This window comes from Deinococcus radiophilus (genome assembly GCF_020889625.1).
In the GTDB taxonomy this organism is placed as follows: domain Bacteria; phylum Deinococcota; class Deinococci; order Deinococcales; family Deinococcaceae; genus Deinococcus; species Deinococcus radiophilus.
In genome coordinates, this window is the sequence record NZ_CP086380.1 from 1858581 (window position 1) to 1873454 (window position 14874).

Annotated in this window: 12 protein-coding genes; 5 read left to right on the forward strand and 7 right to left on the reverse strand. The window is 63.6% G+C overall.

Annotated features, from left to right (window positions below):
- Nucleotides 1-292: 292 nt before the first annotated feature.
- Nucleotides 293-1537, forward strand: a complete 1245-nt coding sequence (locus tag LMT64_RS09355) for a Glu/Leu/Phe/Val family dehydrogenase (RefSeq protein WP_229253188.1) — start codon at nucleotides 293-295, stop codon at nucleotides 1535-1537.
- A 64-nt stretch (nucleotides 1538-1601) separates the two neighbouring features.
- Nucleotides 1602-2912, forward strand: a complete 1311-nt coding sequence (locus LMT64_RS09360; RefSeq protein ID WP_126351884.1) for a Glu/Leu/Phe/Val family dehydrogenase — start codon at nucleotides 1602-1604, stop codon at nucleotides 2910-2912.
- Between the two features lie 165 nt (nucleotides 2913-3077).
- On the opposite strand, the gene pstS is transcribed toward LMT64_RS09360, so the two are convergent.
- From pstS to LMT64_RS09380, 4 genes are all read right to left on the reverse strand, one after another.
- Entirely contained in the window at nucleotides 3078-4331 is a 1254-nt protein-coding gene (gene pstS, locus LMT64_RS09365; RefSeq protein ID WP_126351885.1) for a phosphate ABC transporter substrate-binding protein PstS, read from the reverse strand.
- Between the two features lie 186 nt (nucleotides 4332-4517).
- A complete protein-coding gene (locus LMT64_RS09370) occupies nucleotides 4518-6089 on the reverse strand; it encodes an acyl-CoA carboxylase subunit beta (RefSeq protein WP_229253189.1) in 1572 nt (523 codons plus the stop codon).
- 116 nt (nucleotides 6090-6205) lie between these two features.
- Complete coding sequence (ttcA, locus tag LMT64_RS09375) at nucleotides 6206-7090, reverse strand: tRNA 2-thiocytidine(32) synthetase TtcA (protein ID WP_126351887.1); 885 nt, start codon at nucleotides 7088-7090, stop codon at nucleotides 6206-6208.
- 110 nt (nucleotides 7091-7200) lie between these two features.
- Nucleotides 7201-8421, reverse strand: coding sequence for a vWA domain-containing protein (locus LMT64_RS09380; protein ID WP_126351888.1), 1221 nt, complete (start codon nucleotides 8419-8421; stop codon nucleotides 7201-7203).
- A gap of 284 nt (nucleotides 8422-8705) precedes the next feature.
- Between LMT64_RS09380 and LMT64_RS09385 the strand changes: the two genes are divergently transcribed.
- Nucleotides 8706-9248: a hypothetical protein gene (locus LMT64_RS09385; RefSeq protein WP_126351889.1), complete on the forward strand. Its 543-nt coding sequence runs from the start codon at nucleotides 8706-8708 to the stop codon at nucleotides 9246-9248.
- A 79-nt stretch (nucleotides 9249-9327) separates the two neighbouring features.
- Here LMT64_RS09385 and folE read toward each other — a convergent pair whose 3' ends face one another.
- The 3 genes from folE to LMT64_RS09400 form a co-directional block, all read right to left on the reverse strand.
- Nucleotides 9328-9939: a GTP cyclohydrolase I FolE gene (gene folE / locus LMT64_RS09390; RefSeq protein WP_170165963.1), complete on the reverse strand. Its 612-nt coding sequence runs from the start codon at nucleotides 9937-9939 to the stop codon at nucleotides 9328-9330.
- Between the two features lie 192 nt (nucleotides 9940-10131).
- Nucleotides 10132-11349 (reverse strand): adenylosuccinate synthase, encoded by a 1218-nt coding sequence (locus LMT64_RS09395; protein ID WP_126351891.1) that lies wholly within the window; start codon nucleotides 11347-11349, stop codon nucleotides 10132-10134.
- A 210-nt stretch (nucleotides 11350-11559) separates the two neighbouring features.
- Nucleotides 11560-11910 (reverse strand): hypothetical protein, encoded by a 351-nt coding sequence (locus LMT64_RS09400; protein ID WP_126351892.1) that lies wholly within the window; start codon nucleotides 11908-11910, stop codon nucleotides 11560-11562.
- A gap of 44 nt (nucleotides 11911-11954) precedes the next feature.
- Here LMT64_RS09400 and LMT64_RS09405 point away from each other — a divergent pair, with 44 nt between their 5' ends.
- Both LMT64_RS09405 and LMT64_RS09410 read left to right on the forward strand, forming a co-directional pair.
- A complete protein-coding gene (locus LMT64_RS09405) occupies nucleotides 11955-13532 on the forward strand; it encodes a Ppx/GppA phosphatase family protein (protein WP_126351893.1) in 1578 nt (525 codons plus the stop codon).
- A gap of 132 nt (nucleotides 13533-13664) precedes the next feature.
- The gene (locus LMT64_RS09410) at nucleotides 13665-14849 is read left to right on the forward strand and encodes a tetratricopeptide repeat protein (protein ID WP_126351922.1); all 1185 of its coding nucleotides are present in this window, start codon (nucleotides 13665-13667) and stop codon (nucleotides 14847-14849) included.
- Nucleotides 14850-14874: the final 25 nt, after the last annotated feature.

A 14874-nucleotide genomic window follows, 5' to 3' on the forward strand; every position in this document is an offset into this window, starting at 1 on the left:
TCTGAAACCAGCCCTCCTGGGCCCAACTTCTATGCAGCCCAGTGAGCTGGCGCACAGTCTTAGAGCCGCCTGAACAGGCGAAAAAATACAGTCGGTAGCGTGAAAATAAGCCGCTGTCACTGCAGCAAGACCTGAGCACACTCCTGAGGGCCAGCGTGTATGCTCATACTGTCACGATGAATCAGGCTCTCTCTTTGTTGCAGTTTTCTGGTAGGTGCTCTGGGCACCTGCCTGGCCGTATGGACCTGGCTTGGCCGTGCATCACATTCCCCCATTTTCCAAGGAGGCCCAGATGAGGGTTTCAGGACTGAACTGGCAGGGGCTGATGGAACAGCTCCAAGAAGCCCTGCCTTACTGCGAAGTGACGGACCAATCACTCGCGTACTTTAAATATCCTCGCCGCAGCGTCAAGATGAACCTGCCCGTCAAGATGGATGATGGTCAGGTGCGGGTATTTCAGGGGTACCGCTCGGTACACTCCAATGCCCGCGGCCCCAGCATGGGCGGCGTACGTTTCCGCGAGGGGCTATCGCTTCACGAGTGCGAGGCCCTGGCCGCCATCATGACCCTCAAGGCCGCGGTGGCCGACCTGCCACTGGGTGGCGCCAAAGGTGGAGTGGATGTGGACCCGGAAACCCTCAGCGCCCATGAGCAAGAAGGCCTGACCCGCCGCTTTACCTCGGAGCTGTTCGAGCTGATCGGCCCCAACGAGGACATTCTGGCGCCGGATGTGGGGACCGACTCGCAGCACATGGCCTGGATATACGACGCCTTCAACGAAGGCCGGGGAACCTCAATCAACGGCATGGTCGTGGGCAAGCCGATGGCCCTGGGTGGTTCATACGCCACCAAGGACGCCCGTGGTCAGAGCGCCGCCATGGTCACCGCCCGCGCCCTGGAAGACAGCGGTCAGGGCGTCAAGAATGCCCGCATTGCCATCTTCGGATACGGCGATGTCGGCTCCAAGGCAGCGCGGCTCCTGCAGGCGCAGGGCGCCCTGATTGTGGCTGTCAGTGACCGTCACGGGGCCATTTATTCCAGCAGTGGGCTGGACCTTCCAGCACTGGCCGAACACCGTGAGCAGGGCGGCAGCGTGTGCGGATTCGCACTGGACATTTCCAAGGATGAGCTCCTGGAGCTGGACGTGGACGCGCTGATTCTGGCCTTCGACTTTGGCACGGTGAATGCGGGCAACGCCCACAAGGTCCGGGCCACCTATCTGGTCGAAGCCACCAACCGCGCTGTGCTCCCCGAAGCCGAGCGTTACCTGCGTGAGCGCGACATTCGGGTCCTGCCTGATCTGGTCGCGGCCATCGGAGGCGTGGTGGTGAACTATGTGGAATGGGTGCAGTCGCACACCAATTTCTTCTGGACCGCCGATGAGATCGAAGCAGTGGCCGAACAGCACATCAACCGCGCACTGGACGACGTGATGAATGTCATGGAGCAAAACGGCATTGACATGCGGACTGCGGCCTACGTGCTGGCGCTCAGCCGCCTGAACAGTGCCACCGAGATGCGCGGCGTCTACCCCTGAGTCCTGATTTTTTCCCAAGCACACTCGAGCATTCCTCAGAGCATTCCCCAGCGAAGGAGCTGCCATGACCACCGAATCCCCCGCCCCCGTCAAAACATCCACCCACGATATTCCCAGCTACCTGGACCCCAACAACATCGGCGCCTACGAGATCTTCTTGGAGCAGGTCGACCGCGTGACGCCTTACTTGGGCAACCTGGCCTACTGGGTCGAAACCCTCAAGCGCCCCAAGCGCATCTTGGTGGTCGACGTGCCAATCCACTTGGACGACGGCAGCGTGGCCCACTTCGAGGGCTACCGCGTGCAGCACAACACCTCGCGTGGCCCGGCCAAAGGCGGCATCCGCTACCACCAGGACGTGAACCTCTCCGAAGTGATGGCCCTCTCAGCCTGGATGACCATCAAGAACGCCGCTGTGAACGTGCCCTACGGCGGCGGTAAGGGCGGCATCCGGATTGACCCGCGCAAATACTCGCAGGGCGAACTGGAACGCGTGACCCGGCGCTTTACCACCGAAATCGGCCTGATTATCGGCCCAGAAAAAGACATTCCCGCCCCCGACGTCAACACCAACCCGCAAATTATGGCCTGGATGATGGACACCTACTCCATGAATGTGGGCCGCACGGCCACCGGCGTGGTGACCGGCAAGCCCATCGCGCTGGGCGGATCGCTGGGCCGCAGTGACGCTACCGGACGCGGCGTCTTCGTGACCGGGGCCGAGGCCATGAAGAAGCTGGGGATCAACATGGAAGGCGCCCGTATTGCTGTGCAGGGCTTCGGCAACGTGGGCAACGCCGCCGCCCGCATCTTCCACGACCACGGGGCCAAGATCGTCGCCATTCAGGACGTGACCGGCACGGTGTACAGCGCCGCGGGCATTGACCCTTACAAGGCGATGGAGCACCTGAGCGCCACGGGCAAGATTACCGACCTGCCCGGCACCGACGAGCTGAGCCGCGAGGAGTTCTGGACCGTGGACTGCGACGTGCTGATTCCCGCCGCCTTGGAAAAACAGATCACCGAAGCCAATGCTGATCAGATCAAGGCCAAACTGATCGTGGAAGGCGCCAACGGCCCCACCATCCCTGCCGCCGACGACATTCTGGCCAGCCGTGGCGTGACCGTGGTGCCGGACGTTCTGGCCAACGCGGGTGGCGTGACGGTCAGTTACTTCGAGTGGGTGCAGGACTTCAGCTCGTTCTTCTGGACCGAAGACGAGATTAACCAGCGCCTGGACCGCATCATGACCGACGCTTTCCTGAGCCTGTGGGACGTCAAGGAGCGCCACGGCGTGACCCTGCGTACCGCCGCTTACATCGTGGCGTGTACCCGCGTTCTGGAAGCACGTGCGCTGCGCGGCCTGTACCCCTGATTCTCAGAAGGTGTTCTCCGCTCCCTCCCCTTGCCGGGGGGAGTTTTTTTGCACCTGACCTGCCACCTTCCTGAGTTCTGGCCGCATCCAATACCAGCGGCCCAGGTCAGAAACCAAATCCTGACCTGGGCCGCTCCCCTAGGTGTGGTTACGTTTTGTTCCCGCTTATTGCATGGGGTTCATGGGCTGACCGTTGAAAGTCATGCCATTCACGATCTCCAGGGCACGTTCACGCACGGCGTCGGGCAGTTTGGCGTAGTGCAGGCCCTCGTGGTAGCCCTGACCGCTGGTCAGCATCCACTGCAGCAGGTGCTGCAACCGCTCGCCCTGGGCCTTGTCGCGGCCAGCGTAGTTCTGCTCAGGGTAGACCAGCAAGTAGGTGTAGGACGCCATCGGATACACGCCTTCGCCTTCAGCGTTGGTCACGCTGCCGCGCATGTCTTCAGGCAGTTCAGAAGCGGCGGCGGCGGCAGTCACACCTTCCAGGCTGGGCTGCATGAACTCACCCGCAGCGTTCTGGATGGCCATCATGGGCATGTTGTTCTGCTGTGCGTAGGCTTCTTCGATATAGCCCAGAGCGCCGGGGGTGTTCTGCACCAGGCCAGCTACGCCGTCGTTGCCCTTGGCGGCGCTGCCCACCGTCCAGTTGACCGAGTTGCCCATGCCCACGCTGTCGCTGAACTCAGGGCTGACTTTGCTCAGGAAGTCGGTAAACACGGCGGTGGTGCCCGAGGAGTCGGAGCGGCGAGCCACGGTGATTGGCAGCCCGGGCAGTTCCACGCCTTCGTTCAGTTCCAGAATGGCGGGATCGTTCCAAGTGGTGATCTTGCCCAGGAAGATGTCGGCCAGGACAGGGCCGGTCATCTTGAGGGTGGTGGCAGGGTCCAGGCCGGGAACGTTGTAGGTGGCGGTGACCGCACCCAGGGCCATGGGGATGTGGGCAATTTCGCCGGGCGCACTGGCCAGCTTCTCGTCGTCCATGGCATTGTCGCTGGCGCCGAAGTCCACCGTCTGTTCGATGATCTGCTTCTGGCCGGTGCCTGAACCCACCGACTGGTAGTTCACGCTCACGCCGACTTCTTTGCCATACTCGTCAAACATCTTGGAGTACAGGGGAAAGGGGAAAGAAGCACCTGCGCCGGTCAGGTTGCCATCGGCGTGGGGCGCAGCAGGCGCACTCAGGCCAGCCGCAGCGCCAGCATTGGCCGCAGCGTCAGTTACAGCCTCGCCTGCATCGGTGGCCGCTTCGGTGACCGTCTCAGCAGCGGCTTCGGTGGCCGTCTCGGTGGTCGTGGTGGTGGTCGCAGTGGCCGCCTCGCCCGTCTCTTGGGTGGTGGTCGTGGTGGTGGCCGGCTCGGAGCAGGCGAACAGCATGGCCGTCAGCGGCAGCAAGAACAGGTGCTTGGCAGTCAATTTCATGCGGCGAGTCTAGGGAGGGTGTGTCAGCATTCTGTCAGCCCGGAGGCGTTTACATCGTCTCTAACGTCATTTTAACGGTTACTTGCCCTCTGTAAACTTTTGAGGCCGTCCAGCTCCTCCGTGCCAAATTATGGCCACCCTGAGCCAGCAAGTGAATGCTCAGGGCAGTGCACATGACTCCCGGAATTAGAGCGGGATGTTGCCATGCTTGCGGAAGGGGCGCTGCTCTTCCTTGCCGCGCAGCATCGCAAAGGTCTGAATCAGCTGCGCCCGCGTGGTTTCCATCGGAATCACGTCGTCGATGTAGCCCTTGCCGGCAGCCACGTAAGGGTTGTCGAAGGCTTCCTTGTAGTCGCGGATTTTCTCGGCGCGGGTCGCCTCAGGGTTCTCCGAGTTCTGGATTTCGCGGCGGTACACGATGTTGGCCGCACCCTCCGCTCCCATCACGGCCACAGCGGCGGTAGGCCAGGCGTACACCACGTCGGCGCCCATGTCGCGGCTGTTCATGGCGAGGTAGGCCCCGCCGTAGCTCTTGCGGGTGATCAGGGTGATTTTGGGCACGGTGGCCTCGGCGTAGGCGTACAGCATCTTGGCCCCGTGCCGGATGATGCCGGCGTGCTCCTGGCCCACGCCCGGCAGAAAGCCGGTCACATCCACCAGGGTCAGGATAGGCACGTTGTAGCAGTCGCAGGTGCGGATAAAGCGGGCGGCCTTGTCGGACGCGTCGATGTTCAGCGAGCCGGCCATCACCTTGGGGTTGTTGGCGACGATGCCCACACTCTCGCCGTTCAGCCGCGCAAAGCCCACGATGATGTTTTTGGCCCAGTCGGGCTGGAGTTCCATGAAGCTGCCCCGGTCCACCAGCGTCTCGATCACGCCGTGCATGGCGTAGGGGCGGGTCTGGTCAGGCGTGACCATCTCCAGCAGTTCGGGGGTCTCGCGGGTGGGCGAATCGCTGACCTCGGCGCGGGTGGCCTGTTCACGGGCGTTTTGCGGCAGATAGGTCAGCAGCTGCTTGATACCGTCCAGCACGGCGGCGTCGCCTTCCAGCGCCAGATGCGCCACGCCGGATTTGCGCCCGTGTACGCTGCTGCCGCCCAGCTGATCGAAGGTCACGTCCTCACGCGTGACCGACTTGATGACTTCGGGGCCGGTGATGAACATGTACGAACTCCCCTTGCTCATCAGGATGAAATCGGTCAGCGCCGGGCTGTACACCGCGCCGCCCGCGCAGCGCCCCAGAATGGCGCTGATCTGCGGCACCACGCCGGAATAGATGGCGTTGCGGTAGAAAATCTCGCCGTAGCCGCTCAGGGAGTCCACGCCTTCTTGAATCCGCGCCCCGGCCGAGTCGTTCAGGCCGATCACCGGGCAGCCGGTCTTGGCGGCCAGGTCCATCACCTTGACCACCTTGGCGGCGTTCATCTTGCCCAGAGAGCCGCCCAGCACGGTGAAATCCTGGCTGAACATGAACACCTGCCGCCCGCCGATGGTGCCGCTTCCGGTCACCACGCCCTCGCCGGGAGCGTCCACGCCGTCCATCAGGCGGTTGCGGCCATGCTCGACGAAGGTGGACATCTCCAGAAAGCTGCCCCCGTCTAGTAGGTACTCGATGCGCTCACGGGCCGTCATCTTGCCGCCGCTGCGCTGCTTTTGCTGTCGCTCCTCGCCGCCTCCGGCCTCCACTTTGGTACGGCGGGCCTGCATCTGAGCGACCAGTTCTTTCAGCTCCAGGCTGAGATTATTGGGCTGTGACATGGGGGTAGTCTAGCGGGTGGGACGCAGGCAGACGCAGAGGGGCCGGCGCAGTGAAGGTCGGAGCGCAGGGCGGGGGCGCGACCTCAAATCCCTGCGACCCTCAGACACTGTGAACCTCAGCCCAGCATCTTGAGTTCACTCAGCCCCGACAGGAACTCGCGCTCCGGGTACTCCTCGGCGTCGAAGCCCCGGTCGCCCTCGGCCGGCTGCACGCTCAGGCCGGCGAAGTCGTACAGCTCCGCGTCGAGCAGGTGGCTGGGGGTCACGCGGGTCAGCGAACGCAGAATGTTATTCAGGCGGCCCGGATGCTCACGCTCCCAGCCTGCCAGCATCTCCCCCACCACTTTGCGCTGCAAGTTCTCCTGGCTGCCGCACAGAGTGCAGGGGATGATGGGAAACCCTTTGGCCCCCGCGTAGGCCACAATCTGGCTCTCTGCCACGTAGGCCAGCGGGCGAATCACCACGTTGGTGCCGTCGTCCGATTGCAGCTTGGGCGGCATGGCCTTGAGGCGAGCGCCAAAAAACATGTTCATGAACAGCGTCTGCAAAATATCGTCGCGGTGGTGGCCCAGCGCAATCTTGGTGGCCCCGATGCGGCGGGCGTGCGCGTACAGGATGCCCCGGCGCAGGCGGCTGCACAGACTACAGGTGGTCTTGCCTTCGGGCACCTTTTCCTTCACCACGCTGTAGGTGTCCTCGGTCAGGATGTCGTACGGCACGCCCAGTTCAGACAGGTAACGCGGCAGCACGTCCTTCGGGAAGCCCGGCTGGCCCTGGTCCAGGTTCACCGCCACTACCTCGAAGCGGACCGGCGCCCGCTTCTGGAGGTGCAGCAGCACGTCCAGCAGGGTGTAACTATCCTTGCCGCCCGAGAGGCACACCATGACCTTGTCGCCGTCCTCAATCATCCCGAAGTCGCCGGTGGCCTGCCCGGCGGCCTTGGTGATAGGACGGAAGAACTCGTCGGTGGTGGGTGGAAGATGGTGGATGGAATTAGCCATAAGTGTTTGCGGGAGAGGAAAAGGGCCAAAACATGGTCAGCATTCTAGGTGATCCGCCTTAAGTTTCCGCCCCCACCGTCCGTCAACCATCTTCCAGCACGGGCGCAAACCTAGTTCACCAGCTTGGTCTTGTTCGCCACGAAATCCATCAGCACGTACTGGCCGATGTTCTGCGGCGTGGTGAAGTATGCCTTGCCGCGCGTCATCTCGGCCACCCGGCGCACGAAGGCCAGAAGGTCCGGGTCCTGCGCCAGCATGAAGGTGTTCACCTGAATCCCGCTGCGGCGGCAGTTGGCGACCTCGCGCAGGGTCGCGCCCATCACGTAGGGGTCCAGGCCGTAGGGGTTCTTGTAGATGCGGCCGTCGGGCAGGGTGAGCGCGGAAGGCTTGCCGTCGGTAATCATCACGATCTGCTTCATGTCCTTGTTCTCGCGCCGCAGCAGCTGCTGCGCCAGCCGCAGCCCGCCTGCCGTGTTGGTGTGGTACGGCCCGATTTGCGCCTGGGCCAGTTTGGACACCGGCACCTCCTCGGCCGAGTCGTGGAACAGCACGAACTTGACCGTGTCGCCCGCGTACTGGGTGCGAATCAGGTGGGCCAGCGCCAGCGCGACCTGTTTGGCCGGCGTGAAGCGGTCCTCGCCATACAGAATCATGGAGTGCGAGCAGTCCAGCATCACCACGGTGGCCGCCGAGGAATGGTATTCGGCCTGCCGGATGACCAGGTCCGATTCCTCCAGCTGCTCGAAGCCCTTGCCCATCACGTTGCCGAGGGTGGCGGTGGTGTCCAGGTTGAGGGTGTCGCCGAACTCGTAGTTCTTCAGCTCGCCGGACATCTCTATTCCGCTGGCGTAGTCGCGGGTGTCGTGCGAGCCGGCCCCGGAATGGCCGAGACCGCCCATCAGGTCGCGCAGCGACCGGTAGCCCAGGAAGTCGATGCTCTTGTCGGTCAGCTGGAAGGTGGCCTCGCCGCCCTCGCCCGCGCCGCCTTGGCCCCCGCCGTCCTCGCCCAGCTCTTTGCGGATAAAGCCTTCTTCCTGCAACTTGTCCATCAGCCGCTCAATCTGCTGCCCGATACGCGTCTGGGAGATGTCGTCGGCCTGGAGGGCTTCGAGCAGCTGGTCTTCGGGAATCATGTTCCGCTCGGCCAGCGCTTCAAGAATGGCGTCAAACAGGTCATCCATGCTGGGGCGGGCGTCCGGGTCGGGGTCGTAGGGGTCGTTGAAGCCCTGGCCCAGCAAGGCTTCTTGGATCATCTGCATCAGCTCGCTGGCTTCCAGGGAGTCCAGTTCGCCCTCGAAGCGGCTGTAACGGGTCGTCTTGCCTGTGGTCATGCGGTGCTGCCCCCTTTGCCTGCGGTCAGGCCGTACTTGGTCATGTGTGCCAGCCATCATGACAGCCTGCATGACCTGCCTTTGTAATCACTGGATGGACGGTCAGGCCAGACATCTTGGAAAGTGTGGAAGATGAAGCGGGACTCAGGGTCAGCATCCCGTAAGCTGCCCTAACCTAAACTGGCAAACAGAAGCTGTGTCATGGAGACGCCAACCCACAGGTGACCCGCTGATATGACTTTTGCCTTGATAACAGGCGACACTCCATTCTGGGAGGAACCCCGATGAACCGAATCCGACTGACCCTTGCCGCTGCCCTGCTTACCCTGAGTGCCCTGCCCGCGCTGGCACAGACCACTGCTTCTGCTGGCACCACGACCCAGACGGCTCAGGCGACCCAGACCAGTCCACTGCAACTGGTGCTGAACGACTATCTGGTGACCAGCGTGCGTGGAGTAGGTGGCCGCGTCACCGAACGCCTGAACCCCGACGCCACCCGCGCCCGTCCCGGCGACGTGATTCAGTACGAAGTGAGCGCCAAGAACACCTCACAGCGCACCCTGCAACATGCCCGTCCAGTGCTGGCTGTTCCCGCTGGCACCGTCTTTGTGGCCTCGGCAGGCGGGTCGCAGAATGTGACGACCGAGTATTCCTTTGACGGCGGCAAGACTTTTGGGGCAGCCCCGCTATTTAAGACCGTGGTGGTCAACGGCACCAGTCAGCGCGTGCAGGTGCAGCCCAGCGAATACACCAATGTCCGCTGGACCGTGGCCCGCCTCGCGCCCGGCGAAGCCTACAAAATGGTGCTGCGCGTCCGCGTGCGCTGAAGACCAGACGGATAAAAAGCGCCGACGAGCATCTGCATTGGCGGCGCTTTTTTGCGTCTGGGTCAGCGATTCACCGATCTCAGCGGTTTCGCAGCGTGCCCTGCACCGCGCTCATGAACTCGGCGCGGGTACGTGGATCGTTACGGAACAGGCCCCGCATGGCCGAGGTGGTCGTGCTGGAGTTCTGCTTCTGCACGCCGCGCATCGCCATACACAGGTGAATGCCTTCCATCAGCACCGCAACCCCCTTGGGTTCGAGCAATTCTTCAATGGCGTCAGCGACCTGGGTGGTGATGCGCTCCTGCACCTGTAAGCGGCGTGAATAGAGGTCCACGATTCTGGCGAACTTGCTCAGGCCCAGAATCTTATCGCCGGGAATATAGGCGACGTGGGCGCGGCCATAGAAGGGCAACATGTGATGTTCGCACATCGAATAAAACTCGATGTCTTTGACAATCACCATTTCGCTGCCCTCGGCGGCAAAGACAGCGCTGCCTGCGGCATCTTCCAGGGTCTGCCCGTAGCCGGCGGTCAGAAACCCCCAGGCTTTGGCGACCCGGTGTGGCGTGCGCTGTAACCCCTCGCGGTCCGGGTCTTCTCCGATGGCCGAGAGCCAGTCGCGGGTCAGGCCGGACAGACCTGGCACTTCTATCTGCTCGTCGGCAGCACTGATGTTGGGTGGGGTGGTCAACTCGCTTCCTTTCTCATGGCCTGCAGTCTGCCTTATGCGGGTTCCGTCGGTTGCCTATGCCATTACGAAAAGATGCTTTGGCACGCTCCAGGTGTGGAACCCGCTTTTCTTCTCATCCCTTTGGCTGAGTTAAATCATTATTTAACCCAACCGATGGCAGGAAGGTCAGTCCCAGCTCGCCGGACCAGAGCGTTAGTCCCAGCTCACCTGGCCGTAGGTCTGTTCGCGGGCGGGGCCACACGAGAAGATGACGACGGGGCAGCCGGTCACTTCTTCGATCAGGTCCAAGTAGGCCTGGGCTTCTTTCGGCAGGCCGGCGCGGTCCTGCACACCTTCAGTGCTGGCCCAGCCTTTCATCTCGCGCATGATGGGCTGGCCTTCGCTGCCGTAGCCCACGCACACCGGCACCGTCTCCAAGCCCGAGAGAATATCCATCTTGTTGATGACCAGACCGTCCAGACCGTTGACTTCCACGGCGTATTTCAGCAGTTCCAGGTCCAGCCAGCCCACCCGGCGGGGGCGGCCCGTCGTGGTGCCGAACTCGTCCCAGGGGTTGGAACCGTCGCCGCGCAGGCGCAGGATTTCCTCGTCGCTGTGAACCTCCGTGACAAAGGGACCGTGGCCCACGCGGGTGTTGAACGCCTTGGCGACGCCGTACACGCGGCCGAGCGCCTTGTGGCTGACACCGGCACCGACCAGCACACCGCCTACGGTGGGGTGGCTGCTGGTCACAAACGGGTAAGTGCCGTAGTTGAGATCCAGCAGGGTGGCCTGTGCCCCCTCAAACAGGACGTTCTCGCCGGCTTTGATGGCCGCGCGCAGCATGGTGCCGGTGTCCTGCACAAAGGGCAGCAGCGCCTCACGGGTGGGTTGCAGCGCGTCAAAGGCCGTCTGCACGCTGTCCCAGCCTGCGTCACGGGTGGAGTTGGGCTTGGCTTCCAGCAGGCGTTCCAGGCGCTCGCGTAGCACATGATCGTCCTGCAGGTCACCGAAGCGCAGGCCTACGCGGCGGGCGCGGTCGGCGTAAGCGGGGCCAATGCCCTTGCCGGTGGTTCCCACAAAGTCAGCGCGGCCATCCACATACTTGTGGTGCGGCAAGACGAGATGGGCCCGGTCGGAAATCCGCAGGTCAGGTTCCAGACCGCCCGCAACCAGTTGCTCACGCTCGGCCAGAAACTTGTCAGGGTCAATGACCATGCCGTCACCCAACACACTGACCGTGCCGCTGTGCAGCACACCGCTGGGCAACAGGTTCAGTTTGAAGGTCTGCCCCTTAGCGGTCACCGTATGCCCGGCGTTGGCTCCGCCCTGATAGCGCACCACATAGCCTGCGGCCGGGGCCAGAAAATCGGTGATCTTGCCCTTGCCCTCATCGCCCCACTGCGCTCCAATAATTGCAATACCAGGCATTTCAGCCCTCCTTTGGTTGGGCAGCCGGGCCACGTCCCAGGCACGTTCGGCGTACCTGAGGGCCACATGGCTGCAACTCCGGTTACACGCGGCTTCACCTCACGGCCACCTGACCAGCTGGCCTGCGGCGGGGGTCAAAAAAAAGCACGGCGCGTAACACCGTGCCTGAGTATAGGTCATTGCCTGCACTGGGCAGCGGCAAGGGTAGATTCAGCGCCCGTGCGGCACCTCGTCCATCCAGCCTTCTAAAGTTGCCTGCACCGCTGGCGGTTCACAGCGGCGGGGAGACAGGTCCGCCAGCTCCGGCCTGGCCTCACCCAGCAGCAGCACGCCGCGGGCCAGCAACTCATGCGCAGCGTCCTGCACGGCCTGTGGCTCACCGAACACCACCAGATCCACTCGCCCCTTACCGTCCAGGGCGCTCAGGGCGGCCAGCACGGTGTCCAAGTGGTCCTCCGCCGCTTCAGGCAAGGCCACCAGCCAGCGGTGTCCCCCACTGCGGCCCTCAAACGAAGCGTGCACCGCGCCATGCAGGTCCGTCCAGTTGCAGGTATGTCGCATGGGCCTCAGCATAACGGCCTGGTCCGATGGGTTAGCCTGAAACCATGCGCGTTGCCGTGGCCGATGTTGGCACCAATTCCACCCATCTCCTGATCGCTGAGGCCCAGGGAGGCCACTACCGCGTTCTGGACGCCCTTAAGGTTCGTACCCGTCTGGGCGAATGCTTGGATGAACGCGGGCATATGACGCCGCAAGGCGAAGGGCGGCTGCGTGAAGCCCTGCTGCGCTTCCGCGAACTGGCAGGCGCTCTGGAGGTGCCCAGCGTGCGGGTCTACGCCACCTCGGCGCTGCGCGAGGCCCCCAACGGCCCCGAAATTGCCGAGCGGATGCGCCAGGAAACCGGGGTTTATCCAGTCATCATCAGCGGTGAGCGCGAAGGGCGGCTGACCTATCTGGGCGCGTCACACGCGGTAGATTTTGGCGAGGACAATGTGCTGTTGGACCTGGGCGGTGGCAGTCTGGAAATCGTACGCGGGCACGGCGAAGAGGTCCAGGACGTGATCAGCCTGCCGCTGGGCGGGATTCGGATGCAGGACCGCTTCTTGCGGCGCGACCCCACCAGCAAGTCCGAGTACCGGGCACTGGTCGCCTACTTGCACGGCGCACTGGAGCCGTACCAGGCACGCTTTGGAGTGAGTGAAGCAACGCAAGTGTTCCTCTCCAGCGGGACTGCACAGGACTTGGCCCTGGCCCTGGCCGCTGGTCGGGGACTGACCCCCAGCAGCACCAACGGCCTACGGATCAGCGTGGAAGACCTGGGCGAACTGATTGGGCAACTGCGCCGGATGAACGAGGAGGAACGCGCCCAGATTCCCGCCTTTGCCAAGCGGGCGCGGATCATCGTGGCGGCAGCCACCGTGCTGCACACGGCCCTCACCGTCCTGGGAGCCAGCAGCGCCGTCATCAGCGAAGGTGCGCTGCGTGAGGGTATGCTGGCCGAGGAATTGCAGCGCCACGAGCAGTATGTTTCGGGCCTCAGCGCCCGGCACCGCAGCGCCCTGGCCCTGGCCGAACGCTTCCGGGTGGACCTGCCGCATGCCCGCCAGGTCACGGCCCTCAGCCGCGAACTCTATACCCAGCTGTGCGAACAGGGTGAGGCCCTCCCCAGCCATGGACGCGGCCTGCTACGCGCTGCCGCCACCCTACACGAAGCGGGTCAGCTGATCGCCCAGAGCAGCCACCACAAGCACTCGGCTTACCTGATTCGGCACGGCGGCCTGCTGGGCTTTGGCCCCGACGAGGTGGAACTGGTCGCGCAGATTGCCCGTTATCACCGCCGCAGCCTACCCAAGGACTCACATCCAGAATTCGTGGTCCTGAGCGGGGCTGACCAGCGGCTGGTATCGCAAATGGCCGCCATCCTGCGTGTGGCTGACGGTCTGGACCGCTCTTACGGTGGCCACACCCGCCTAGAAGCCCTGGAACGTAGCGGCAAAGGCTGGCAGCTGACCGCCTGCGTGCCCAACACGCTGGACCGCCAGGGTGCCCAGGAAAAAGCCGACCTTTGGGAGCGCGAATTTGGGCCGCTCAGCTTTGTGTGGCTGACCGAAGAAGATTGCCTGAACGAAGAGGAAATGGCCCTGCCGCTGGATGGGGCGCAGATCAACTCTCCTACCGCCTGATCCCCGCACCTGACTCTCCCCTAAAGCTTTTCCCATCACACTCACCTTCTTGGCCCCTGGAATAGAAGGACGCCCATACTCCCCTGTGCCCTTATGGGTGCAGGCCGTGTCATTCCCCCGGAGGTCCATCCGATGCGTTTCCTCACTCCTTTGACCCTGCTCAGCTTGTTGCTGGTCCCTGCAGTCCAGGCCCAGACGACGGTGCCGATCCCCGCTGCTACCACGGCACAGGCCACCACGCCGGCCACCCCAGCCCAGGTAAGCTACCGTGACGCCGCACAGGCCGCGGCTCAGGCGCGTACCCTGGCTGAGCAGGCCCGTGCCCAGTACCCGGCAGGGAGTGCCTCTATTGACCAGACCCTCTGGCGACAGGCTGCCGAAGCTGCCGAGGCCGCCGTGCGCTTGGAACCGGGCAACAGCGAGTACCTGGCCCTGCGTGCCGACATCTACACGACCACCGGCTTCTGGTCGCGGGCGCTGAGCAGCTGGCAGGTCTATTTCGCCGCTGCGGGCACGCAGGCCACCCCTCAGGCCCGTGCTGCTGCCGGGCAGGTCTACTACAATCTGGCGTACGCGGCCTATACCCGTCAGGATTTGCCTGGAGCCGCGCAACTGTTGGATGAGTGCCTCAACGTGGCTCCCGAAGACGCCCAATGCGCCGCCTGGGCTGGACGGGTGGCCCTGGAAAGCGGTGACCCGGCCCGCGCCCAGACCCTGTATGCCCGCGCCGCGCAGCTGAACCCTCAGGACCGCACCGCCAGCTATTTCGCGCAGGTATCGGCCCGCGCCAGCCAGTACGGTGCTGCCGCCACCCGTGCCTTCAGTCAGGCCTATGCCGACCTGGACGCTGGACGCAAAGCCGAAGCCCTGCGGGGTTTTCAGGCTGCCGCACAGCAAGCTCCCACCTTTGCTGAGGCCTGGCGCGAAGCAGGCCGTGTAGCGCTAGACCTGGGAGACGCGCAGGCTGCCCACACCGCTTACACCGCCCTGAGCCGTCTGCCCGGAGCCACTGCGTCGGATGCCTATAACCTCAGCCTGAGTGCTGAGGGGACGCAGTACACCCTGCAGGCCGCACAGCTGTTCCGTCAGGGCTACAACCTGTACACTGCCAGCAACCGCAGCGGGGCTGAAACGGTCTTCCGGCAGGCGACCCAATCCAGCCCCAGTTATGCCAAGGCCTGGTCGTGGCTGGGCCGCGTACAGTACGAGGCTGGCCGCTACGCCGACGCGGCCCAGAGCTATGCCCGCGCCGTAGAGCTGAACCCCGCTGACAGTGCTGCCGCACACTTCCTGCGGCTGTCTCGCGCTCGGCTCTAAGCCAGTCTCTGTCACTGACCCCTCT